The organism is Streptomyces sp. NPDC060002 (assembly GCF_042737245.1).
GTDB lineage: Bacteria > Actinomycetota > Actinomycetes > Streptomycetales > Streptomycetaceae > Streptomyces.
Genome location: NZ_JBHWUW010000007.1, coordinates 225,266 through 247,675, shown reverse-complemented (window position 1 = coordinate 247,675; position 22,410 = coordinate 225,266). Strand labels below are relative to the sequence as shown.

Genomic DNA, 22,410 nt, shown 5'->3' with positions numbered 1-22,410 from the left:
CCCCACAGCAGACCGCAAACCACCAGCCCCGTCACCGCCCAAGCCGCGATCCGAAACGGAACACGACTCAAGTGGCGACGGGAGAACTCAAAACCAGCTCACTAGTCCGGCGTCGGCGCGTCCGGCGGTCCGGTGTCAGCCCGTCGTGTAGCGGCGCCGGGTCCACAGCGGCAGCACGAACCAGCACAGGCCGTACCAGGTGACCACGCCCGCGACGAGATAGGGCACGAACTCGTCGTGGGTGGCCACGCGCAGGATCAGCAGCAGCGAGGCGGTCATGGTGGCCAGCAGCAGAAGCAGGCCGACGAAGGTCAGCCGGGACGCCCACTGCACCGCCTGCGGTTTCACCCGCCGCCCGGAGACCAGGCGGTGCAGGGAGACGGGACCTATGAGGGCGCCGGTGGCGCAGGCGCCCAGGACGACGGTCACGATGTAGATGACCTGGTCGACGTGCTGGAGATCCGCGTAGCGCGGGGTGAACACGACGGTGAGCAGGAAGCCGAAGAGGATCTGCACACCCGTCTGGGCGACCCTGATCTCCTGGATGAGCTCCCCCCACATGCGGTCGGCTCTCTCCTCCTCGGTCTCGTCCCGCCCCGTCCGCTGCTCGGCCTTCGCCGCCGTATCCGTCACGTGTGCTGTCCTCCCGGTTCGAGTGGTCGGTCCCCTCTCCCCGCGAGTACCCCGTGGGCGGCGGTTCTCTCCGGTCGGTTCTCTCCGGTCCGCCGCCCCGTTTCCGGCTACCAGCGTCCCTCGACCTGCTCCTTGACGCGCCGGTCGTAGAGGTCGCGGACCGCCGCGAGGGTCTCCTCGGTCAGCTCCGGGAGCTTGGCGGCGGCGGCGTTGGCGCGGGCCTGCTCGGGCGAGCGGGCGCCCGGGATGACGGTGGTCACGCCGGGCTGCCGGATGATCCAGCGCAGGGCCAGCTGGGCCGGCGTGTACCCCTCGGGCGCGAGGGCCGCGAACTCGACGGCGGCCTCGACGCCGGTGGCGTAGTCGACGCCGGAGAACGTCTCGCCCTGGTCGAAGGACTCGCCGTGCCGGTTGTAGGCGCGGTGGTCGTTCTCCGGGAAGACGGTGTCCTTGGTGTACTTGCCGGAGAGCAGGCCGGAGGCGAGGGGTACGCGGGCGATGATGCCCACGCCGGCCGCACGGGCCGCCGGGAGCACCTCGTACAGGGGCTTCAGGCGGAACGGGTTGAGGATGATCTGCACGCTCGCCACCCCCGGCCGGGCGATCGCCGTGAGGGCCTCGGCGCAGGTCTCCACGCTGACGCCGTAGTGCGCGATGCGCTCCTCCTCGACGAGGGTGTCGAGGGCGTCGAAGACCTCGTCGCCGGAGTACACGGGGGTGGGCGGGCAGTGCAGCTGCACCAGGTCGATGCGGTCGACGCCGAGGTTGCGGCGCGAGCGGTCGTTCCAGGCGCGGAAGTTGTCCAGGACGTAGTTCTCGGGGATCTGGTCGACGCGGCGGCCCATCTTGGTGGCGACCAGCACATGCAGGTCGGGCCGGCCGCTCAGGAAGGTGGCGATGGTCTGCTCGCTGCGTCCGTCGCCGTAGACGTCGGCGGTGTCGAAGAAGGTGACCCCCGACTCGGCCGCCGCCTCCAGAACGGTCAGGGCCTCCTTGTCGTCGACGTCTCCCCAGTCGGCGCCCAGTTGCCAGGTGCCGAGACCGACGACGGATGCGTGCTGACCGGACCTACCGAATTCGCGCTCGTCCATGACGTCAGTCTGTCATCCGCCTCGACCTGGTGCGGAACGGACCGCTCCGGGCCGCCACCTGTGAATCTTTCACCCTCACGAGTGACGCTGTTCGACGCGGCGGCCGCATGTGCCGACGGGCCCCTACCGTGAGCGCGTGACCGATCGTTCAGTGAGCAACCATCAGCCGGGGGACCCCTCCTGGACCCGTCGTGGCTTCCTGGGCACCGCGGCCGCCGCCCTGGCCGGCGTGCCTCTCCTGGTGGCCGCCGATCCGGCCGTCGCGGCGCAGGAGCTGCCGGACTTCCCGCCGGACGCGCCCCTCTCCCGTACGGCGTACCGCAACTGGGACGGCGAGATCACCGTGACCGGTCTGTGGGCCTGCGCGCCCGAGGACCCCGCCCAGGCGGTGGACGTCGTCAACTGGGCCTGGCGGCACGGCTGGACGGTCCGGCCCCGGGGCGCCTCGCACGGCTGGTCGCCCCTCACCGTCCCGGAGGGCCTGCCCGCGGACGCGCCGGTGCTGCTCGTCGACACCGGCGCGCACCTGACCGGCCTGGCCCTGGAGTCGGCCGACGAGGTGCGGGCCGGGGCGGGGGTCACTCTGGAGAGCCTGCTCACCTACCTCGAAGGGCACGGCCTCGGCGTCACCGCCGCACCGGCCCCCGGCGACCTCACCCTGGGCGGCGCCCTCGCCGTCGACGCGCACGGCACCGCCGTACCGGCACGGGGCGAGCGACGGCTGCCCGGGCAGACGTACGGCTCCCTCAGCAACCGCGTGCTCTCGCTGACCGCCGTGGTGTGGGACGCGGACAGCGGGGCCTACGCCCTGCGGACGTACCGCCGCGACGAGGCCGACTGCGCCGCGCTGCTCACGCACCTCGGGCGGTCGCTGGTCACCGAGGTGGTACTGCGGGTGGGGGCGAACAGCAACCTGCGGTGCGTGAGCCGTACGGACATTCCGGCCAAGGAGCTGTTCGCGGCGCCCGGAGCGGACGGGCGGAGCCTGGCGGACTTCCTGGCGGCCGAGGGGCGGGTCGAGGCCATCTGGTTCGCGTTCACCGAGTTCCCCTGGTTGAAGGTGTGGTCCGTCGAACCGGCCAGACCGCTCACCTCTCGGCGCGTGACGTCGCCGTACCCCTACCCCTTCTCCGACAACGTGCCGACGCCGGTGGCGGACCTGGCCGGGCGGATGGTCGCGGACGCGGCCTGGTATCTGGCGCCTGCGCTCGGCAACGCCCAGCTCGACGTGGCCGCGCTCGGGCTCGTGGCGACCCTGTCGGCGGACATCTGGGGGCCGTCGAAGAACACCCTGCTCTACATCAGGCCGACCACCCTGAGGGTGCACGCCAACGGGTACGCGGTCCTGACCGGCCGGGACCAGGTCCAGCGGGTCGTCTGCGAGTTCACCTCCTTCTACCGCGAGCGGCTGACCGCGTACGCCGCCCTGGGCCGCTTCCCCGTCAACGGGTCGGTGGAGATCCGGGTGACCGGCCTCGACGATCCGGCGGAGGCCGGACTCACCGGCGCCCGGGCGCCGTCGCTCTCCGCGCTGCGGCCCGACCCGGACCACCCCGAGTGGGACACGGCCGTGTGGCTGGACGTGCTGACGCTGCCGGGAACGCCGTACGCCGACGCGTTCTACCGTGAACTGGAACGCTTCCTGCTCTCGACGTACGACGGCACGCACGCACGCACCCGGGTGGAGTGGTCGAAGGGCTGGGGATACACGGACGAGGCCGCGTGGAGCGACGGGGAGGTGCTCGGGACGGTGGTGCCCGAGTCGTTCGGCGACGCCTGGGACGAGGCGGCGGCCGTGCTGGAACGCCTGGACCCGCACCGGGTGTTCCGCGCGCCCCTGCACGGACCACTGTTCCCCTAGGAACGGTCAGGGGCGGTCGGGGACTGCCGGGGACTGTCCAGGTGCGCCTGCACCGTCGGCCCGTACCGGTCGACGATGTGCTCGATCGGCGCCGCCCTGAGCTCGCTCCCACGGGCGATGCCGAACATCACGCCCAGGCCGAGCACGGTGGCGACGGCGAGTTCGGCGCGGATCCCCGGGTCGGGGCCGGTGAGGCGGGCGGCCAGGCGTTCGGTGACCTGGGTGCGGAAGTTGGCGCGCAGGATGTCGCCGTGGTCGCCGTGCAGGGGCGCGAAGGCGATGCGCAGCACGGGGTCGGCGCCGCGCTCGCGCTGACTCGCCACCACGTGCCGGACCATGTGCGGGCCCAGCTCCGCCAGCGGGGCGTCGAGCAGGGCGTCGGCGTCCTCCTCGAAGGACATCACCCGGGCGAACAGGGCGTCCTTGTTGCCGAAGTACTTCAGGACCAGCGGCGCGCTCACTCCGGCCCGTTCCGCGACGGCCTTGAGGGTGATGTCGGCGTGCGCCTGACGGGCGAGGAGGTACCGGGCGGCGCGCAGGATCGCCGCCTTGGTCGCCTCGGCGTCGCGCCGGGCGGGGGCCGGGGGGCCGGTTGCGGCCGAGGCGTCGGGTGGGGTGCTCACGGCACTCATGCTCCCTCCAACGCCCCGTCGGTGACGGAGCGGGTACGGCCACGGGTGCGCCGCGTGCCTTCCCGTCCGTCCGGTCCGGCGTCGCCGGGGATGGTGAGCGCCACCGCGCAGGCGGCCAGGGCCACCGCGCCCGCGACGCCGAACGCCAGCAGATAGCCGTGCAGGGTGGGTACCGGTGCTCCGCCGACGAGGCCGGTGTGGTGCACGAGGACGGCGGCGACGGCGGCGCTGGAGGTGGCCTGGCCGATCGTGCGCATCAGCACGTTGAAGCCGTTCGCCGAGGCGGTCTGTCCGGGCGGGACGGCGCGCAGGATCAGCGAGGGCAGCGCCGAGTACGCGAGGGTGGTGCCGGTCGCCACGACCGTCGCCCCCACCATGATCATCCACAGGTCACGGCTGTCGACGACGCGCACGGCGTACCCGGCGGCGATGACGGCGGCGCCGAGGGCGAGGGTGATCCGCGGCCCGCGTGTCTCGGAGATACGGGCGGAGAGCGGCGAGAACAGCAGCATGGTGATGCCGCCGGGCAGCAGGCACAGGCCCGTCTGGACGATGGACAGTCCGAGCCCGTACCCGCTCGCCTCGGGCGCCTGCACCAACTGGGCGGTCACCAGGGAGTTGGCGTAGAAGGCGAAGCCGGTCAGGAGCGCCGCCACATGGGACAGGCCCACCCTCGGCCGGGACACCAGCCGCAGGTCCACCAAGGGCTGTTCTGCGCGCAGTTGGTGCCACCACCACATGCCGAGGACGATCACGGCGACGAGGAACAGTCCCACGATCCGGGCGCTCCCCCAGCCCCACTGGCCGCCCTGGGACACGGCGAGGAGCAGGGTGATCAGCCCGGCGGCCAGCCCGAGCGCCCCCGTCACGTCGAACCGGCCGGGCTCGCGCACGGGCGACCCAGGCACCGCCCACCGGATCAGCGCGACACCGGTCGCGCCCAGCGCGGCGGTCACCCAGAACATCACGTGCCAGTTGGCGTACTGCACGACCACGGCCGCCGCCGGCAGCCCGAGCGCGGCGCCGACACCCACGGTGGAGCTCATCAGCGCCACGGCGGATCCCCGGCGTTCCGGCGGCAGTTCGTCGCGCAGGATGCTGATGGACAGCGGGACGACGGAGTACGCGGCGCCCTGGAGGGCCCGGGCCGCGATGAGCACGCCGATGTCGGAGGTGAGGGCGCAGACCACCGAGCCGGCGGCCATCAGGCCGAACGAGACGATCAGCACCCGCCGCTTGCCGTACATGTCCCCGGCTCGGCCGAGGACGGGGGTGAGGACCGCGCCGGACAGCAGCGAGGCGGTCACCATCCACGAGACCGCGCCCGCCGAGGCGCCGGTCAGCCGGGGCAGGTCGGGCAGCAACGGGACGACGACGGTCTGCATGACCGCCATGAGGATGCCGCAGTACGCCAGGACCCAGATGGTGAGGCGGGTCCGCAGACCGGCGGCTCCCCCGGCCGGGGCGGGTATCGGAGCGGTCGACGCCATGGGCACTCCAGCGGCCGGAAGGAGACGAAAGAGGGTGAATGACAATTCACCGTAGCAGTGAATTGTCATTCACCTCATGCTCGCCCGGCCGCCGCGAACGTCTCCCGGCTACTTGCGGGAGGTCAGGGCCCTGGCGTGCGCGCCGCGCGCCAGCTTCGGCCCCAGCCAGCGCTTGAACCGGCGCAGGGCGCCCAGTTGCCCGGCCGCCCGGTCGAGCCGGTAGTACAGCTGGGGCGGGACGTACGGCAGCAGGGGTGAGTGGCGCTGGCCGAGCAGAGCGAACATCCGCTCCGGGGGGAGGTCGATGTAGCGGGTGAGGTTCTCGTACCACTGGGCGCTGTAGCGGGCGGCGCTCTGCAGCGACAGCAGGGCGGACTTGCGTTCCTGTTCGTAGCGGGCGAGGGCCCCGGGCAGGTCGGCGCTCTCGCGCAGGGCGTCGGCCAGGGCGATGGCGTCCTCCAGGGCGAGGGTGGTGCCGGCGCCGATCGAGTAGTGGGTGGTGTGGGCTGCGTCGCCGAGGAGAACGAGATTGCCGCGGTACCAGCTGCGGTTGGTGAGGGTGCGGAAGGTCAGCCACTGGGTGCTGCCGTCGGCGGCGGCGCGGCCGATCAGGGGCCGGCCGTCGAGGATGTGCGCGAAGAGCTTCTCCAGGTGGGCCAGTCCGTCGCCCTCGCTCGCCCGGTCGAGGCCGAGTCCGGCGAGGGTCTCGGGGGCGCACTCGATGACGCAGGTGCTCTGCTCGGAGCTGAAGGGATAGCCGTAACACCAGATCCAGCCGTGCTCGGTCTCCACGAACGCGAAGGTGAAGGAGTCGAACACCTTGGTGGTGCCGAGCCAGATGTAGGCGTTGCGCCCCGGGGTGAGCTCGGCGCCGAAGTCGTCGGCGTGGTGCGTGCGCAGGACGCTGTGGACACCGTCGCCTGCCACGACGAGATCGGCGTCCGGCAGGTTCTCGGCGGTGATCCCGCTCTCGTACTCCAGCCGCACGCCGAGGGCGCGGGCGCGGGCGGCGAGGATCTCCAGCAGTTTGTGCCGGCCGATGCCGTGCCCCTCGTCGCCCGGCTGACGGGTGGCCAGGTCCCGTACGTGGGCGACGCCCTCGTTCCAGCGGACGGACTCCGCCTCGATCGCGCGCGCCGACTCGGGGTCACAGACGCAGAGTCTGTCGAGGAGTGCCTGCCAGTACGTGACACCCCAGCCGTAGGTCGAGCCCTCCGGGTTGCGCTCGTGGACGGTGACGTCGTGGGACGGATCCTGCCGCTTGAGCAGGATCGACAGATACAGGCCGGCGGGCCCGCCGCCGACACAGGCGACCTTCACGCACACTCCCAGGAGTTACCAGACGTGGTTGATTGACGACGCAGGGTAGCAGGGCGTGAGGCGCGCCGCCGGACGCCCCACCTGCCCGATCACGCCACTTTCCCCACGTGGGCCACACCACCACGGGCGGACCGGCGCGCGAAAGATCACCGGAAGCGGTGCGTTCACGGAAAGGAATTGCCCCTTCCGCCCGACCCGACCCCTCACCCGCAACAAGATCATCTTTGTTCAAGATTGCACGACATGTAATTGATTGTCCGGATCACAGCCAACCCCTCTCGGGCGATTTCTCCCTTTCTCCCCCAGGTCGGTAGGCATACGGGGTCGCCAACCGAACGCACCCCAGGAGGTCCCGCATGCCGGAACTCAGCCGTCGTCGCGCACTCACCGCGGCGGCCGTCGTCGCCGGTGCCCCGCTGGTCGCCGTCCCCGTCGCCCGGGCGGCGGACCACGACCACGACTCCCACAGCTCCCCCGCCTCCCCCGATTCCTTCGACGAGGTCTACAAGGGCCGCCGGATACAGGGCCGGTCCGCCGGCGGGAGCGGCCATCACCACGGCGGCGGCTACGGCGTGTACGTCGACGGGGTCGAGCTGCACGTGATGCGCAACGCCGACGGGACGTGGATCAGCGTGGTCAGCCACTACGACCCGGTGCCCACCCCGCGGGCCGCCGCCCGTGCCGCGGTCGACGAGCTCCAGGGCGCGCGACTCGTGCCGTTCCCCACCGGCTGACCGGCCGACCGCCTCCCTTTCGCGCACACTTGGAGCACCGCACATGACCGTCCGTAAGAACCAGGCGTCCCTCACCTCCGACGAGAAGCGGCGCTTCGTCGCCGCCGTCCTCGCACTCAAGCGCAGCGGCCGCTACGACGCCTTCGTCACCACGCACAACGGGTTCATCCTGGGTGACACCGACAACGGCGAGCGCACCGGCCACCGTTCACCCTCCTTCCTGCCGTGGCACCGCAGATTCCTGCTGGAGTTCGAGCGGGCGCTGCAGTCGGTGGACGCCTCGGTGGCGCTGCCGTACTGGGACTGGTCCACCGACCGATCACCGCGTTCCTCGCTGTGGGCGCCGGACTTCCTCGGCGGCAGCGGGCGCAGCCGGGACGGTCAGGTGATGGACGGGCCGTTCGCCGCCTCTGCGGGCAACTGGGCCGTCAACGTCCGGGTGGACGGCCGCACCTACCTGCGGCGCGCGCTGGGAACAGGCGTCCGCGAACTGCCGACCCGGGCCGAGGTCGACTCGGTGCTGTCGATGGCGACGTACGACATGGCCCCCTGGAACAGCGGTTCAGACGGCTTCCGCAATCATCTGGAGGGCTGGCGCGGGGTCAATCTGCACAACCGGGTCCATGTGTGGGTCGGCGGGCAGATGGCGACCGGGGTGTCCCCCAACGACCCGGTGTTCTGGCTGCACCACGCCTACATAGACAAGCTGTGGGCCCAGTGGCAGCGGCGGCATCCCGGGTCCGCGTACCTCCCGGGCGGTGGGACGCCGGACGTGGTCGACCTCCACGAGACGATGAAGCCCTGGAACGACACCACCCCGGCGGACCTTCTCGATCACACCGCCCACTACACCTTCGACACCGACTGATCGCCTGCCACCGGTCTGCCCCGCAGGACACGGCCACCTGCGGCGACCTGGTGGGCTTCGAGGAGTTCGTCGAGGAGTGCGGTCCGGAGGCCGGCTCGGCGTGGTGGGGTGACCCGCGCGCCGCTCAGCCCGCGTCGGTGTCCGCCGTACGGCACTCCGGGTGCCCCCAGCCCTGCGCGTTCTTGGCGATGTCCTCGCCTGCGGCGTACGGACGGCCGCAGACACAGCGGCCGGGGAACTTGGCCTTGATCGTGCGGGACGCCGAACCACCGCTCCGCCGGGGGGACTTGCCCCCGGCGGAGCGGCCGGTTTTGGCGGACTTCGGTTTCGGGGTGTCCGGCGAGGCCGGCGGCTCCGGGGAGCCCTGGTCACTGCCGGCCGGCTGCTGGACGATCGCCGCCTGGCTGGCGGCGCGGTCGGCGAAGTCGTTGAGCGGGTCGCCGTCGACCTGGTGCGCGGGCACATAGCGGAAGTCGACCGAGCGGCCGTCGAGCAGCTCGTCGATGCGGACGACCAGCTCCTGGTTGGCCACCGGCTTCCCCGCGGACGTCTTCCAGCCGTTGCGCTTCCAGCCCGGCAGCCAGGTGGTGACGGCCTTCATGGCGTACTGCGAGTCCATCCGGACCTCGAGCGGCACCGCCGGGTCGGTGGAGGCCAGCAGGCGTTCCAGCGCGGTGAGTTCGGCGATGTTGTTGGTCGCCTTGCCGAGCGGCCCCGCCTCCCAGCGGGCCGGTGTCTCCGCGTCGTCCGCGACGACCCACGCCCAGCCCGCCGGTCCGGGATTTCCCTTCGAAGCCCCGTCGCACGCGGCCACCATTCGTTCACGCATGCGCCCGATCATGCCACGGCCGCGCCGGTGCTCCGCCGGGCGGCTAGGACACGTCCGTGGTCTGCGGCATGTCGCCCGCGGTGGTGGTGACGTCGATCACCGAGAAGCTCGCGCCCTGCGGATCGCTGATCGCCGCGAACCGTCCGAACGGGGTGTCCATCGGGCCGAAGCGCAGGACGCCGCCGAGCCTGGTGGCCCTGGCCACCGCGTCGTCGCAGTTGTCGACGGTGAAGTACACGTTGACGTACGACGGCACCTCGGGCGGGAACTCGTCCGTCATCTTCATGCGGCCGAGGACCATGTCGCCGTCGACCTCGAACAGCCGGAAGTCGACCGCGTCGTCCTGGAGCTGCTTCGCCGTGTACGGGAACACGGCCGGGAGGAACGCGTCCGTCTTCTCCGGATCGCGGGTGAAGACCTCGGCCCAGGAGTACGCGCCGGGCTGCTCGGGCGGCGCCTCGAAGCCCTCGTGGACGCCGGCCTGCCACACGCCGAACACGGCGCCGCCGGGCTCGCGGCCCAGGCACATCGTGCCGAAGTCACCGACCCGCATCGGCTCCATCAGCACCTCGCCGCCGTTCTCACGGATCTTGCCGGCGGTCACCGCGGCGTCCGGGGAGGCGAAGTAGAGGCACCACTGCGACTGGCCCTCCTGGCCGGGCATCGGCGGGACGACGGCGGCGACCGCCTTGCCGTTCGCGTAGGCCTGTGTGTAGTTGCCGTACTCCGACGACGCATCGCCGAAGGTCCAGCCGAGGACCTCGCCGTAGAAGGTCTTGGCGCCCTCCACGTCGCTGAACATCGCGTCGGCCCAACAAGGGATTCCCTCTGGTCGTACGACCATGACCGCAGCCTTCCGGTGAGACGGTTTTTCCGGTTCCTCACGCTAGTCACCGGCTCGTCCGCTCGCGCGCCGAACACACGGGCAACCCTGAGTGACCCACGGGCGCTCCGGCGTGCGGGAGCACGCGCAGGAGGTGGTTGCACACACCGGGCGCCTTCTGCCCCATCCGGCGGGTTTGCACCCTCCGGGCCATGAAACCGCCCCCTGCACGCCGTACCCACCCGTCACTCAGGGTGTTTGGCTGGTGCACGCGGATCACCGGACCGAACCACTCCGGATGGCCCGCCCGTCTCCGTGCACCTCCTGGAGGGAATGTGTCCACAGCGGACAGCGCCACCGGTCCCGCCCTAGACGAACCCGCCCCCGAACCCGCTGCCGACGCGCAGCTCACCAGTCTCAGCACCCAGGCGGCCCGCCGGCTCGCCACGACCCACAAGTCCGAACCGCAGATGCAGGCCATCAGCTCGCGCTGGCTGCTGCGGATGCTGCCCTGGGTGGACGTCAAGGGCGGCGCCTACCGTGTCAACCGGCGCCTCCAGCTGCGCGTCGGCCGGGGCCGGGTGCAGTTCGAGCACAACGGCGGGAACGACGTACGGGTCATCCCGGAGACCCTCACCGAGCTGCCCGCGCTGCGCGGCTACTCCGACAACGGAACGCTCGCGGAGCTCTCCTCCCGGTTCCAGGCGCGTGAGGTCCGGGCCGGACAGGTCGTCTTCGAGGCCGGACAGCCGGTCACCGAGGCCTGTCTCGTGGTGCACGGCCGGTTCACCCGCTTCACCGCCGGCAAGTACGGCGGTGAGGAGATCGTCGGGGTGGTCTCCGGCGGCGACCAGCTCGGCGAGGAGGCCGTCGGGCAGGACGACCCGCTGTGGCTGACCTCGGTGCGCGCCGAGACCTCGGGCGTGCTGCTGGCGCTGCCCTGGGACACCCTGCGCGAGTTCGTGGGGCGGGTGCCGTCCCTCGCCGCGCATCTGGAGACCTACGCAGCCCGGCAGAGGCTGCCGATGAACCGCAGGGGCGAGGCCGACCTGCCGGTGCAGGCCGGGCACAGCGGGGAACCGACGCTGTCGGGGGGCTTCGTCGACTACGAACTCTCCCCCCGCGAGTACGAGTTGTCGCTGACGCAGACCGTGCTCAAGGTCCACACCCGGGTCGCCGACCTCTACAACAACCCGATGAACCAGACCGAGCAGCAACTGCGCCTGACCGTGGAGGAGATCCGCGAACGGCAGGAGTGGGAGCTGGTCAACAACCGGGAGTTCGGGCTGCTGCACAACACCGACCACTCCCAGCGCGTCAGCACGTTCACCGGACCGCCGACCCCGGACGACATGGACGAACTGCTGTCGATGCGGCGCAGGACCAAGCTGTTCCTCGCCCACCCCAAGGCGATGGCGGCCTTCTTCCGGCAGTGCAACCGGCGCGGTCTGACACCCGGTACGGCCACCGTCGAGGGGCACGAGATCCCGGCCTGGCGAGGGGTGCCGATCTTCCCCTGCAACAAGATCCCGATCAGCCCGCAGCACACCAGCAGCATCATCGCGCTGCGCACCGGCGAGGCCGACCAGGGGGTCGTCGGCCTGTACCGGACGGGCATCCCGGATGAGTTCCAACCCGGCCTGAACGTACGGTTCATGGGGATCGACGCCAACTCGATCATCCGCTACCTCGTGACCGCCTACTACTCGATGGCCGTCCTCGTACCGGACGCCGCCGGGGTCCTGGAGAACGTCCAGGTCGGCCGGACGGCCGAGTGACGGCGGGGAGTTCGCGATGAGCACACCCACGAGCACCGGGAGTGCGCTGCCCGGCCCGCCGAACCTCGCGCGCAGCATGCGGGCCCGGCGCGGTGGGGCGATCCCCGGCCTGCGGTACCGCGAGGTCGAGCCCGCCGACCCGGAGAAGGCAGCGGAGATCGACCGCAGGCTGGAGGAGTGGGCGCGCGGCCTGGACCTGTTCCCGGCCGCCTGGAACGGGGACTTCGCGGGCTTCCAGTTCGGCCGCGCCGTGGTGCTCCAGCATCCGCGCGCGCTCGACCTGGAGCGCCTCACGGTGGCAGGCAAGCTGCTGCTGGCCGAGAACATCGTCGACAACTGCTACTGCGAGGAGGACGAGGACAAGGGCGGCTCGCGCAGCGGACTGGGCGGCCGGCTGATCATCGCCCAGTCGGCGCTCGACCCCTATCACGGCCCGCCCGACCTCCAGGAGGAGTGGGCGCGCGGGGTGCAGGCCGACGGGCCGTTGCGCTCGTACCACTGGGCGCTGAAGGACTACGCGGCCGTCGCCACGCCCAGCCAGAGCGACCGGTTCGTGCACGACATCGCGCGACTGCACCTGGGCTACCTCGGCGAGGCGGCCTGGGGGGAGACGCGGTACGTGCCGCGGATCTGGGAGTACCTGGCGATGCGGCAGTTCAACAACTTCCGGCCGTGTCTGTCGATCGTCGACGCGGTGGACGGCTACGAACTGCCCGAGCAGCTCTACGCCCGCCCGGAGATCCAGCGGGTCACCGCGCTGGCCTGCAACGCCACCACGATCGTCAATGACCTGTACTCCTTCACCAAGGAGCTGGCCGCCGACCCCACCCATCTCAATCTGCCGCAGGTCGTCGCCGCCAACGACCGGCGCGGGCTGAAGGCCGCCTATCTGAAGTCGGTGGGGATCCACAACCAGATCATGGAGGCGTTCGAGGAGGAGTCGGCCGTGCTCGCCGCCGCCTCACCGCTTCTCGAGCGCTATCTCCAGGGGCTGTCGGACTGGGTGGCCGGCAACCACGAGTGGCACGCGACCAACACCCACCGCTACCACCTGCCCGACTACTGGTGACCGCCGCTTCCTGCCCCACCGTCCCGCACAGCACCATGAGGAGCCACTGTTGACCACAGCCCACGACGCCGGCACCAAGACCGCCGCGGTGCCCACCCAGTCCACGTACCAGAACCGTGTCGCGGACTACTGGAACGCCGAGGAGAACCCGGTCAACCTCGAACTCGGCAGGATCGACGACCTCTACCACCATCACTACGGCGTCGGCGCGGCGGACTGGACCGTGCTCGACGAACCCGACGCGGAACGGCGCCGGGACCGGGTCACCGCCGAGCTGCACCGGCTGGAGCACGCCCAGGCCGAGCTGCTGGCCGCACACCTCGGCCGGCTCACTCCCGCCGACCGTGTCTTCGACGCGGGATGCGGGCGCGGCGGCGGCAGTGTCACGGCCCATCTGCGCCACGGCTGCCACGCGGACGGCGTCACCATCTCCGCCAAGCAGGCCGAGTTCGCCAACGAGCAGGCCCGCAAGCGGGGCATCGACGACCAGGTGCGCTACCACCACCGCAACATGCTCGACACCGGCCTGGAGAGCGGCGCCTACGCGGCGTCGTGGAACAACGAGTCGACGATGTACGTCGAGCTGGACCTGCTGTTCGCCGAGCATGCCCGGCTGCTGCGCCGCGGCGGACGCTACGTCGTCATCACGGGCTGCTACAACGACGCCTACGGACAGGCCTCGCGCGAGGTGTCGCTCATCAACGCCCACTACATCTGTGACATCCACCCGCGCTCGGAGTACTTCCGGGCGATGGCCCGCAACCGGCTGGTGCCGGTCCATGTGGAGGACCTCACCGAGGCGGCCATCCCCTACTGGGAGCTGCGCAGTCAGGCCGGCCACCTGGTCACCGGCATCGAGGAGACGTTCCTGACCGCCTACCGCAACGGCAGCTTCCAGTACCTGCTGATCGCGGCCGACCGGGTCTGAATTCCGTTGGACGGCAACGAGGTCGGTCCTCTGCAATGGGATCCATGTGCGCTGTGAGGATGCATACGGACGAGGCCGACCTCGATGCCCCGCTGGTGAGCCGGCTCGTCGCCACCCAGTTCCCGCGGTGGGCCGGGCTGCCCGTGCGGCGGCTGGACTCCTCCGGGACGGACAACGCGATGTTCCGGCTGGGGGCCGACAAGGTGGTGCGGCTGCCCCGGCATCCCGGCGCCGTCGAGAGCGTGGCGCACGAGCAGCGCTGGCTGGCCCGGCTGGGGCCGGCGCTGTCCCTCGCCACGCCCGTGCCGCTGGAGCTGGGCGGGCCGGGTGAGGGGTTCGCCTGGCCCTGGTCGGTCTACCGCTGGCTGGACGGCCGCAATCCGGTCGCCGGTGCCGTCGAGGAGCCCCGGGCGCTGGCGGCGGACCTCGCGGCGTTCGTCACCGCCCTGCGCGGGATCGGGACGGAGGGCGGGCCGCCGAACCACCGGGGTGTCCCGCTCGCCGAACGGGACACCCCCACACGCGACGCCCTCGCCCTGCTGGCGGGACGGGTCGACACCGCCGCGGTCACCGCCCTGTGGGAGGAGGCGCTGCGGGCGCCGGGGCGGACACAGCCGCCCGTCTGGGCCCACGGAGACCTGTCTCCCGGGAACGTGCTGGTCCGGGACGGACGGCTGACGGCGGTGATCGACTTCGGCGGAGTCGGGGTGGGTGACCCGGCCGTCGACCTGATCGTCGCCTGGAACCTGCTGCCCGCCTCGGCGCGCGGAACCTTCCGGAAGGCGGTGGGCGCGGACGACGCCGAGTGGGCGCGCGGCCGGGGCTGGGCCCTGTCCATCTCGCTGATCCAGCTGCCGTACTACTGGGAGACCAATCCGCCGCTGGCGGAGAACTCCCGGCACGTGATCAAGGAGATCCTGGCCGAGGCACGTTAGCGCGCCCCCGTCGCCGGGCGCCTACTCGCCGTCGTAGGCCCTCTTCAGGGCGGCGACGTCGAGCTTGCTCATGGCGTACATGGCCTTGGTGGTGCGGGTGGCCTTCTCGGGGTCGGGGTCGCTGATCATCTCGATCAGTCCGTCGGGGATGACCTGCCAGGACAGGCCGTACTTGTCCTTGAGCCAGCCGCACGGGCCGGGCTCGCCGCCGTTCTCGGTGAGCCTGGTCCAGTAGTGGTCGACCTCCTGCTGGTCCGCGCAGTAGATCTGGAAGGAGACCGCCTCGCTGAACTTGAACTGCGGGCCTCCGTTGATGCCGACGAACTTCTGCCCGTTGGCCGTGAACTCCACGGCCAGCACGGAGCCGGCCGGACCCGGACCCGCCTCGTTGTAGCGGCCGATGTCGCCGATGCTGGAGTTCTTGAAGATCGAGACGTAGTGGTGGGCGGCTTCCTCGGCCTGGCCGTCGAACCAGAGACACGTGGTGAATCCGTCGGTGGTCATGAGTACCTCCTGGGCGTGGAACGCGGTCATCAGTGTCGACTGCCGCTCGTCCCGGAACTCATCGCTCGGGCCGTGGGGTAATCCGAACGGCCCGAGCGGCCCACCCCACTGGCGAAGGCCGAGCGCACCGTGAACCTGGTGCGCCGGACGGAGTGCGGCCGGGGCGGGCCACTTCGCGGCGCTGGAGGGTCCCGATCCGCTGGTGGGCGATGTGCGGGCGTTCTTGAGGCAGTTGCGCGAGAAGAACCGGGTCCGCGCGAGGGCGGGGGTGCTCTGCCGAGGGCGAATCTGCCACGGGCAGAGAACCCGCGTGCGGGCACGCCCCGCGGTCAAGAGTGGAGTCGACGGCAGTCACGCCACGACGAGGAGAACCGATGACTCCACTCACCACGCTCGCTCCCCGTGCCGAGGAGGGCGACACCGCGCCATCCCGCTTCGACGACCAGCTCGCCTCCCAACTGCTCGGCCAGCGCATCGTGCTGCTCGGCACCCAGGTCGACGAGGTCTCCGCGAACCGGGTCTGCGCGCAGCTGCTGATCCTGTCGGCGGAGGACCCGCGCTCCGACATCGGCCTCTACATCAACAGCCCGGGCGGGTCGGTGCACGCGGGACTCGCCATCTACGACACGATGCAGCTGATCCCGAACGACGTCTCGACGCTCGCCATGGGCTTCGCGGCCAGCATGGGCCAGTTCCTGCTCAGCGTCGGCGCGCCCGGCAAGCGGTACGCGCTGCCGAACGCGCGGGTCATGATGCACCAGCCGTCGGCCGGGATCGGCGGGACCACGGCGGACATCGAGATCCAGGCGGAGAACCTGGAGCACACGAAGCGGACCATCGAGCAGATCACCGCCGAGCACACCGGCCAGTCCCCGCAGACCATCTCGCGCGACGGCGACCGCGACCGCTGGTTCACGGCCGAGGAGGCCCGGGAGTACGGCATCGTGGACCGGGTCGTGGAGTCCCTCGCGGACGTCCGCCCGGCCGCGCAGAAGCGACGGGTGGGGATGTGACATGGGGACCTACACGATTCCGAACGTGATCGAGCGGACCCCGCAGGGCGAGCGGTCCTACGACGTGTTCAGCCGGCTGCTGTCCGAGCGGATCATCTTCATCGGCACCGAGATCGACGACGGTGTCGCCAACGTCGTCATCGCGCAACTCCTCCATCTGGAGTCGGCGTCACCGGAGAGCGAGATCTCGATCTACCTCAACTCCCCCGGTGGCTCGTTCACCTCGCTGATGGCGATCTACGACACGATGACGTTCGTCCAGGCGCCGATCTCGACGCTCTGCGTCGGGCAGGCCGCGTCGACGGCGGCCGTGCTGCTGGCGGGCGGGGACCCCGGCCGGCGGCTCGTCCTGGAGCATGCGCGCGTACTGCTCGGGCAGCCGGCCAGCGGCGGCCGCCAGGGCACGGTCTCCGACCTCGCGCTCCAGGCCAAGGAGATGGTCCGCGTCCGCGCCCAGGTGGAGGCGGTGCTGGCCCGCCACACCCACCACGACATCGCGACCCTGCGCGCGGACATGGACCGCGACAAGGTGTTCACCGCGCAGGAGGCGGTGGCGTACGGCCTGGCCGACGAGGTGCTGAGCCGGCGTCCCGTGCTGGTGTGAGACGCCGGCGGCCCGCGCGGCCCGTCAGGCGGCCAGGCAGAGCCCGTCGTACGACGACGACGTGACCGTACGGCTCCGGGCGGAGTGCCGGGAACTGAGCCGGACCAGCTCCCCCTGGGCCCGGCCGAGCAGGTCGCCCAGGCTCAGGCCGAGGGCGTGGGCGGCGGCCGCGAGAACCTCCGACGAGGCCTCCTTGCGGCCGCGCTCCACCTCCGAGAGATAGGGCATGGAGATACGGGCCGAGTCGGCGACGTCCTTCAGCGTGCGTTCCTGGGCCTGGCGCTCACGGCGAAGGACGTCCCCGACCAGGTCTCGCCACAGGGGCTCGCGCGGCGCGGCCCGCGGGCCGATGCCGGGTGCGGGTGCGGGAGCGGTGGGAGAGACGGTGGCGGCGATGCCCGGGCGCTCGGCAGGCGGGCGCAGCGGGATCACGCGGGCTCGGTTCGGCGCTTGGTTGCTCACCTCCCCAGCCTAGGAAAGCGGGCCGCCTCCGGAAGTGCCGGGCGTTGCGCCCTCGGTGGAATCGGACGAAACACCCCCTGCGTCACGGTGACCCGAAGCCCGTATGCATGGGTCCTCCCGGACGGGGTAGTCGCACCCGGAGCGGGTACGCCCGCAGGTAGCTCGCTCACGGACCGAGTGCACCGGACGTCGCACCGTGACCTTCCTGGGAGAGGCAATGGAGACCGCTGTGATCCGGACAGAGGCCAAGGCCGTCGAGGACACCGCCGTGACCACCGGTACGGCCGGCGCGCCGCTCCCGGGTATCGAGGCGCCCCGGAGCGTGGCTCCGCGGGACGCGCGGGAGCTGTCCCGTCAGTTCTTCCAGCGGCTGGCCGTCCTCGAAGAGGGCAGCCACGAGTACCAGTACGCGCGCAACACCCTCATCGAGATGAACATGTCCCTGGTGCGGTTCGCGGCCGGCCGGTTCCGCGGCCGCGGCGACGGCATGGAGGACATCGTCCAGACCGGGATGATCGGCCTGATCAAGGCCATCGACCGGTTCGAGGTCTCGCGTGAGGTGGAGTTCACCTCGTTCGCGCTGCCGTACATCGTCGGTGAGATCAAGCGCTTCTTCCGGGACACGACGTGGGCGGTGCACGTCCCACGGCGGCTCCAGGAGCTCCGCGTCGAGCTGGCCAAGGCACGTGACGAGCTCTCCAGCCGCCTGGACCGGGACCCGACCGTGCCCGAGCTGGCCACGCTGATGAACCTGGCGGAGCACCAGGTGGTCGAGGCGCAGATCGCCGCCAACGGCTACAACTCCTCCTCCCTCGACGCGGCGCTCACCGGGGACGGCCCCGAGCACGGCGAGGCGGTCCTCGCGGACTTCATCGGCGTGGAGGAGGAAGGGCTGCGGCTCGTCGAGGACTTCCACTCGCTCGCCCCGCTGATGGCCGAGCTCAGTGAGCGCGACCGGCAGATCATCCATATGCGGTTCGTGGAGGAGGCCACCCAGGCGGAGATCGGCGAGCGGCTCGGCTGCTCGCAGATGCATGTGTCCCGCCTGATCAAGCGGATCATCATGCGACTGCGCCACGGGATGCTGGGCGAGCTGGGCTGCGCCTGATCGCTCCGCCCGCGGGGATCGCTCCGCCCGCGGGGATCGCTCGGCCCGCGGGGATCGCTCCGCCCGCGGGGCGCGCGCCCTGCGGGCCCGAGACCGGGCCTAAGGTTCGAAGGTGAGCACGGCCCGGACCCGCTTGCCCACCGGCACGCGCTCCGCGGTGACCTCCGCCGCCACCGCGTGCACGATCTCCAGACCGTGCCGGCCGATGCGCTCGGGGTCCTTGGGGAACCGCAGGGGCAGTGCGTCGCTGCTGTCGTAGACGCAGACGCTGACCGAGGCCTCCGAACCCTCCAGCTCGAGGATGTACGGCCCGTTGCTGTGCCGGTCGGCGTTGGTGATCAGCTCACTGACCACCAGCAACACCTCTCCGCTCACCCGGTTGCCGATCGTGGCGCACCACTCCGTCCTGAGCTGGTCGACGAAATGCGCGGCGAAGGCGCGGGCGTCGGCTATGCAGCCGGGCTCACCGGTGTAGTGCGCCGCCCGCCGCAGCGGTTCCACGGGTACGTCGAAGCCAGTAGGTATCACTGCCCCGTCCAGGTGCTCGATCATGCGTTTCTCTCTCGAAGGCCGGAATGGCCGGACGCCGCTGGGTGTGCATCTGTGCTCGTACCCCGTACCGCGCCGCGCAGTCCAGATCAGTTTTCCTCCCGTTCGCGGGGCGGCCACGGGGCGGCCACGGGGCGGCTCACACGGCTGGTGAGCCGGCCGGTGAGCCGGGGGCCGGAGAGCTGACGCCGGAGGAAACCGCCGAGGTCGGCGGCGACTGGCTCGTGCTGTCGCCCGTCGCCGGAAGCCGCGAGGGCGAGGCCGGGGAGCTCTCGGGTTCGCTCGTGGGTTCGGACGGTGAGCTCGGCTGTGACTCGGAACCCGGCGAGTCGGGCACCGGCTGCTGGGCCGACCGGGACTCGGAGGACGGGGGCTCGGAGGACCGGGACTCGGAGGACCGGGACTCGGAGGACCGGGACTCGGAGGACCGGGACTCGGAGGACGGGGGTGTGAGTCCCCTCGACTCGGAGCTCGAGGACGGCGAGGACGGCGATTCCGGTGACGGCGGTTCCCCTGACGGGCGCACCGACGACGGCGGTTCCGAGGACGGGGACTGCGTGGACGCCCCCGAGGACGGCGGCAGCGGACAGCCCGGCGGCCGGTCGGCGGGCGAGACGCACGGCGGGGACGTCCGCGGGCCGTCGCTCGCCGGTGTGCTCGGCGTGCTGACCGTGATGGACGGCGTGAGCCTCGCCGGCGGCCGGGCCGGCCGGTCCTGGTGCGGCTTGTCGCCCGGCCGGCGGGCGAACCAGTGGTGGTCGTGTTCGGGGTCGTAGAGCACGAACACGTCGATCACGGTCACGGACGGCTTGACCACGACGGTGGTCGAGGGACTGTACGAGGGCCACGAGTCGCCGGTCCGCTTGAACCCGGACCGCTGGGCGAGCGGCGGGGTCAACGGGTTGCCGCAGGCGCAGCGCACCTGCGGCACGCCGTGCCGGTCGACCAGGACGGCCGTACCGGCCTGGAGGACGGCCTGGTAGGTGGTGGCGGCGCCGTCGCGATATCCGTGGTTGGTGACGCGGGTGTCCAGACGCAGCTGCACGGGGGTGAGGGAACGCAGGTGGGCCGGGACCCGGGAGGGGGCGACGCCGGCCACGGAGGCGAACGCCCTGTTCTTGGCGGGATCCGCCCGGAGGGCCTTGATCTGCCGCTCCACGTCGCAGCTGGAGACGTTGCGGGTGCCGCCGTACAGTCCGTCGTCCCCGCCGTCGACACCGGGGACGGTGTCCGTGGGCGGCGAGGAGCCCGACGGGGCGACGGAGGCCGGCGGGAAGGACCTGTCGGTGGTGGGAGCCTCGGTGTAGGGCTCCGGGCCCGTCTTGCCGGCCGGCTGCATGAAGACCTCGCCGACCTGGCCGGAGCCGCCGCCGCCGGATCCGGAGCCGCCTGCGTTCACCAGGGCGAGCACCAGGGCGAGCGCCGTCACGGCCACGACCGCCGTGGTGATCAGCGCGATCCGGGGCGCGGACCTCCACCGGCTCCGGCGGGGTTCCCCGTCGCCGTCGTCCGGGGAGCCGGCGCCGGACGGCTGGGAGGGCGGGCCCGGGGGAGGCTGGGAGGGCGGACCCGAGGGCGGGCCCGGAGGGGGCTCGGAGGGCGGGTCCGACAACGGGCCGGAGGGCGGTCCCGCGGGGCGGCCGGAAGACGGCGGTTCGACGCTCACGAGCACTCCCGACGTGGGTTTCCCGCAGCGCTTCGACAGATGCCCCGAGAAGACCCGGCAGGACTCAACGGGAGCGACTTGTCAGATACGCGCCGCTTTCTTCCACAACGCACCATTGTGTGCGCCGGTCGGGCGCGGCTCGCAAGCGGGGCGCGGACGGCCCCTCCCGACAGGCGCGCTCTCACAGCGCTGCTTAGCGTGGCGGGGTGAGCTCGCACACCCCGCACGACCAGGCAGTCTCCCGCCACGGCTGGGTGCGGGCGATCGTCGTGGCGCTGGCCGGACTGCTCGCCATGGCGGTGGTGGCCGCGCTGGGACTGTGGGCGGCCGGAGCCACGGACCTGCCTCAGGGCGCCTTCCCGCGGGTGATCGCGGCGACGGTGGTGACGGGCGTCGGCGGCACGGTCGAGCTGTCCGGGAACGCCGGCGGGCTCGCCGACACCCAGGCCGGTCTGACGGTGATCCCGCTGTCCGTGACCCTCGTCGGGGCGCTCGTGGTGGGCGCCGGATTCCTGCGGCCGCTACGGCACCGGGCGGTGGCGGGCGCCGCGGAGCTGGCCGGGTGGGCGGCCCGGATCGCCGTGGTGTGGCTGCTCGGCCTCCTCGGCCTGGCCCTCGCCGCACGCCAGACCTTCAAGATCTCCCTCGGTGACGACACGCTGAGCGACCTCGGTGAACTGTTCGGCGTGAGCCCCGAGGCCGGCTTCACCACGGACGTCCCCCTCACGCTCGTGGTCGGGCTGGTGTGGCTGGCCGGTGTGCTGGCGCTGGCGCTGCTGGTCTCGCCCGGGGCTCCGTTGCCGCCACGGTTGCTGCGCCTGCAACGGTCGGTGCGGCCGGCCGCGTACGCGATGGTCCTGCTGCTGCTCTGCTGCGTCGTCCTGGGCCTCGTCGTCGCGCTCGTCGTCGCGGCGACCCGCGGGCACGCCGCCGAGACCTTCGCCGTGGTCCTGCTCGGCCTGCCCAATCTGGTGTGGCTCACCTTCACGATCGGGCTGGGCGCCACCTGGAACGGCCGGGTCGCGGGTCCGTTCGAGCTGCCGATGCCGCATGTGCTGGACGAGGTGCTGCGCAGCCCGGACGACGCCCGGCTGAACCTCTCCACCCTCGCCGAGCACGACAGCCGTGTGTGGTGGCTCCTCGCCGTCGACGCGGTCCTGCTGCTGGTGGCCGCGTTCGTGATGGCGGCCCACTCCCCCGCCGGGACGCGCGTCTGGCGGCACGCGGTGCACATGGCGGTGGCGCTGGTGCTCACGGTGCTCATGATCTGTCTGGTCGGCCGGGTCTCCGCGCACTACGGACTGTCGGTGCTCGGCATCGGTGATCTGGGCGGCGATCTGTCCGGGGAGCTGTACCTGCGTCCCGAGGTGTGGTCGGCGCTGGGTCTCGCCGCCCTGTGGGGGCTGGTCACCGGATTCCTGGGCGGCCTGCTGGCGGGCGCGGCGCGGCGCCGGGGCGGCACGGGACCCCGTTGACAGCGGTGCAGGCCCCCCGGGTCGCTCGGGACCCTCCG

21 protein-coding genes and 2 pseudogenes are annotated in these 22,410 nt (G+C 71.7%); 12 read left to right on the top strand and 11 right to left on the bottom strand.

Annotated features, from left to right (window positions below; translation table 11 throughout):
• Window positions 1–135: 135 nt before the first annotated feature.
• Both ACFWBD_RS10050 and ACFWBD_RS10045 read right to left on the bottom strand, forming a co-directional pair.
• Window positions 136–561: a DUF6328 family protein gene (locus ACFWBD_RS10050; RefSeq protein WP_385665299.1), complete on the bottom strand. Its 426-nt coding sequence runs from the start codon at window positions 559–561 to the stop codon at window positions 136–138.
• Between the two features lie 179 nt (window positions 562–740).
• Window positions 741–1,724, bottom strand: a complete 984-nt coding sequence (locus ACFWBD_RS10045; protein ID WP_385665270.1) for an aldo/keto reductase — start codon at window positions 1,722–1,724, stop codon at window positions 741–743.
• A gap of 136 nt (window positions 1,725–1,860) precedes the next feature.
• On the opposite strand from ACFWBD_RS10045, the gene ACFWBD_RS10040 reads away from it, so the two are divergent.
• Window positions 1,861–3,585, top strand: coding sequence for a cholesterol oxidase substrate-binding domain-containing protein (locus ACFWBD_RS10040; protein ID WP_385665267.1), 1,725 nt, complete (start codon window positions 1,861–1,863; stop codon window positions 3,583–3,585).
• On the opposite strand, the gene ACFWBD_RS10035 is transcribed toward ACFWBD_RS10040, so the two are convergent.
• The 3 genes from ACFWBD_RS10035 to ACFWBD_RS10025 form a co-directional block, all read right to left on the bottom strand.
• Window positions 3,582–4,217 carry a TetR family transcriptional regulator gene (locus tag ACFWBD_RS10035; protein ID WP_385665264.1) on the bottom strand — a complete coding sequence of 212 codons (636 nt, stop codon included), beginning with the start codon at window positions 4,215–4,217 and terminating at the stop codon, window positions 3,582–3,584. The two genes, ACFWBD_RS10040 and ACFWBD_RS10035, sit on opposite strands and share 4 nt — an antisense overlap.
• Window positions 4,214–5,707, bottom strand: coding sequence for an MFS transporter (locus ACFWBD_RS10030; RefSeq protein WP_385665261.1), 1,494 nt, complete (start codon window positions 5,705–5,707; stop codon window positions 4,214–4,216). Before ACFWBD_RS10030 ends, ACFWBD_RS10035 begins: the two co-directional genes overlap by 4 nt.
• Window positions 5,708–5,815: 108 nt before the next feature.
• A complete protein-coding gene (locus ACFWBD_RS10025; protein WP_385665258.1) occupies window positions 5,816–7,033 on the bottom strand; it encodes an FAD-dependent monooxygenase in 1,218 nt (405 codons plus the stop codon).
• Between the two features lie 350 nt (window positions 7,034–7,383).
• On the opposite strand from ACFWBD_RS10025, the gene ACFWBD_RS10020 reads away from it, so the two are divergent.
• The gene (locus tag ACFWBD_RS10020; RefSeq protein WP_385665255.1) at window positions 7,384–7,761 is read left to right on the top strand and encodes a tyrosinase family oxidase copper chaperone; all 378 of its coding nucleotides are present in this window, start codon (window positions 7,384–7,386) and stop codon (window positions 7,759–7,761) included.
• A 43-nt stretch (window positions 7,762–7,804) separates the two neighbouring features.
• Window positions 7,805–8,629 carry a tyrosinase family protein gene (locus ACFWBD_RS10015; protein WP_385665252.1) on the top strand — a complete coding sequence of 275 codons (825 nt, stop codon included), beginning with the start codon at window positions 7,805–7,807 and terminating at the stop codon, window positions 8,627–8,629.
• Between the two features lie 124 nt (window positions 8,630–8,753).
• Here ACFWBD_RS10015 and ACFWBD_RS10010 read toward each other — a convergent pair whose 3' ends face one another.
• Window positions 8,754–9,470: a ribonuclease H gene (locus ACFWBD_RS10010; RefSeq protein WP_385665249.1), complete on the bottom strand. Its 717-nt coding sequence runs from the start codon at window positions 9,468–9,470 to the stop codon at window positions 8,754–8,756.
• 31 nt (window positions 9,471–9,501) lie between these two features.
• Window positions 9,502–10,302, bottom strand: coding sequence for a VOC family protein (locus ACFWBD_RS10005; RefSeq protein WP_385665246.1), 801 nt, complete (start codon window positions 10,300–10,302; stop codon window positions 9,502–9,504).
• Window positions 10,303–10,616: 314 nt separating this feature from the next.
• On the opposite strand from ACFWBD_RS10005, the gene ACFWBD_RS10000 reads away from it, so the two are divergent.
• The 4 genes from ACFWBD_RS10000 to ACFWBD_RS09985 are packed head-to-tail and all read left to right on the top strand — an operon-like array spanning window position 10,617 to window position 14,991.
• Window positions 10,617–12,059, top strand: a complete 1,443-nt coding sequence (locus ACFWBD_RS10000) for a family 2B encapsulin nanocompartment shell protein (protein ID WP_385665243.1) — start codon at window positions 10,617–10,619, stop codon at window positions 12,057–12,059.
• Window positions 12,060–12,075: 16 nt separating this feature from the next.
• The gene (locus tag ACFWBD_RS09995) at window positions 12,076–13,128 is read left to right on the top strand and encodes a family 2 encapsulin nanocompartment cargo protein terpene cyclase (protein WP_385665240.1); all 1,053 of its coding nucleotides are present in this window, start codon (window positions 12,076–12,078) and stop codon (window positions 13,126–13,128) included.
• A 49-nt stretch (window positions 13,129–13,177) separates the two neighbouring features.
• Window positions 13,178–14,056, top strand: coding sequence for a geranyl diphosphate 2-C-methyltransferase (locus tag ACFWBD_RS09990; RefSeq protein WP_385665237.1), 879 nt, complete (start codon window positions 13,178–13,180; stop codon window positions 14,054–14,056).
• A gap of 59 nt (window positions 14,057–14,115) precedes the next feature.
• Window positions 14,116–14,991 carry an aminoglycoside phosphotransferase family protein gene (locus ACFWBD_RS09985; RefSeq protein WP_385665234.1) on the top strand — a complete coding sequence of 292 codons (876 nt, stop codon included), beginning with the start codon at window positions 14,116–14,118 and terminating at the stop codon, window positions 14,989–14,991.
• A 21-nt stretch (window positions 14,992–15,012) separates the two neighbouring features.
• Here ACFWBD_RS09985 and ACFWBD_RS09980 read toward each other — a convergent pair whose 3' ends face one another.
• Entirely contained in the window at window positions 15,013–15,495 is a 483-nt protein-coding gene (locus ACFWBD_RS09980) for a VOC family protein (RefSeq protein WP_385665231.1), read from the bottom strand.
• A 114-nt stretch (window positions 15,496–15,609) separates the two neighbouring features.
• Here ACFWBD_RS09980 and ACFWBD_RS09975 point away from each other — a divergent pair.
• The 3 genes and pseudogenes from ACFWBD_RS09975 to ACFWBD_RS09965 form a co-directional block, all read left to right on the top strand.
• A pseudogene (locus tag ACFWBD_RS09975) lies at window positions 15,610–15,739 on the top strand (epoxide hydrolase); the annotation flags it as partial.
• Between the two features lie 130 nt (window positions 15,740–15,869).
• Entirely contained in the window at window positions 15,870–16,508 is a 639-nt protein-coding gene (locus ACFWBD_RS09970; protein WP_385665228.1) for an ATP-dependent Clp protease proteolytic subunit, read from the top strand.
• Between the two features lies 1 nt (window position 16,509).
• Complete coding sequence (locus ACFWBD_RS09965) at window positions 16,510–17,112, top strand: ClpP family protease (RefSeq protein WP_385665225.1); 603 nt, start codon at window positions 16,510–16,512, stop codon at window positions 17,110–17,112.
• 24 nt (window positions 17,113–17,136) lie between these two features.
• Here the strand turns inward: ACFWBD_RS09965 and ACFWBD_RS09960 are convergent, their stop codons facing one another.
• A complete protein-coding gene (locus ACFWBD_RS09960) occupies window positions 17,137–17,574 on the bottom strand; it encodes a helix-turn-helix domain-containing protein (protein WP_385665222.1) in 438 nt (145 codons plus the stop codon).
• Window positions 17,575–17,791: 217 nt separating this feature from the next.
• Between ACFWBD_RS09960 and ACFWBD_RS09955 the strand changes: the two genes are divergently transcribed.
• A complete protein-coding gene (locus ACFWBD_RS09955) occupies window positions 17,792–18,682 on the top strand; it encodes a SigB/SigF/SigG family RNA polymerase sigma factor (RefSeq protein ID WP_385665219.1) in 891 nt (296 codons plus the stop codon).
• 99 nt (window positions 18,683–18,781) lie between these two features.
• On the opposite strand, the gene ACFWBD_RS09950 is transcribed toward ACFWBD_RS09955, so the two are convergent.
• Window positions 18,782–19,234 carry an ATP-binding protein gene (locus ACFWBD_RS09950; RefSeq protein ID WP_385665216.1) on the bottom strand — a complete coding sequence of 151 codons (453 nt, stop codon included), beginning with the start codon at window positions 19,232–19,234 and terminating at the stop codon, window positions 18,782–18,784.
• Window positions 19,235–19,655: 421 nt separating this feature from the next.
• Window positions 19,656–20,897: pseudogene (locus ACFWBD_RS09945) on the bottom strand (DUF6777 domain-containing protein); the annotation flags it as partial.
• A 206-nt stretch (window positions 20,898–21,103) separates the two neighbouring features.
• Between ACFWBD_RS09945 and ACFWBD_RS09940 the strand changes: the two are divergent.
• Window positions 21,104–22,372: a streptophobe family protein gene (locus ACFWBD_RS09940; protein WP_385665213.1), complete on the top strand. Its 1,269-nt coding sequence runs from the start codon at window positions 21,104–21,106 to the stop codon at window positions 22,370–22,372.
• The last annotated feature ends 38 nt before the right edge of the window (window positions 22,373–22,410 follow it).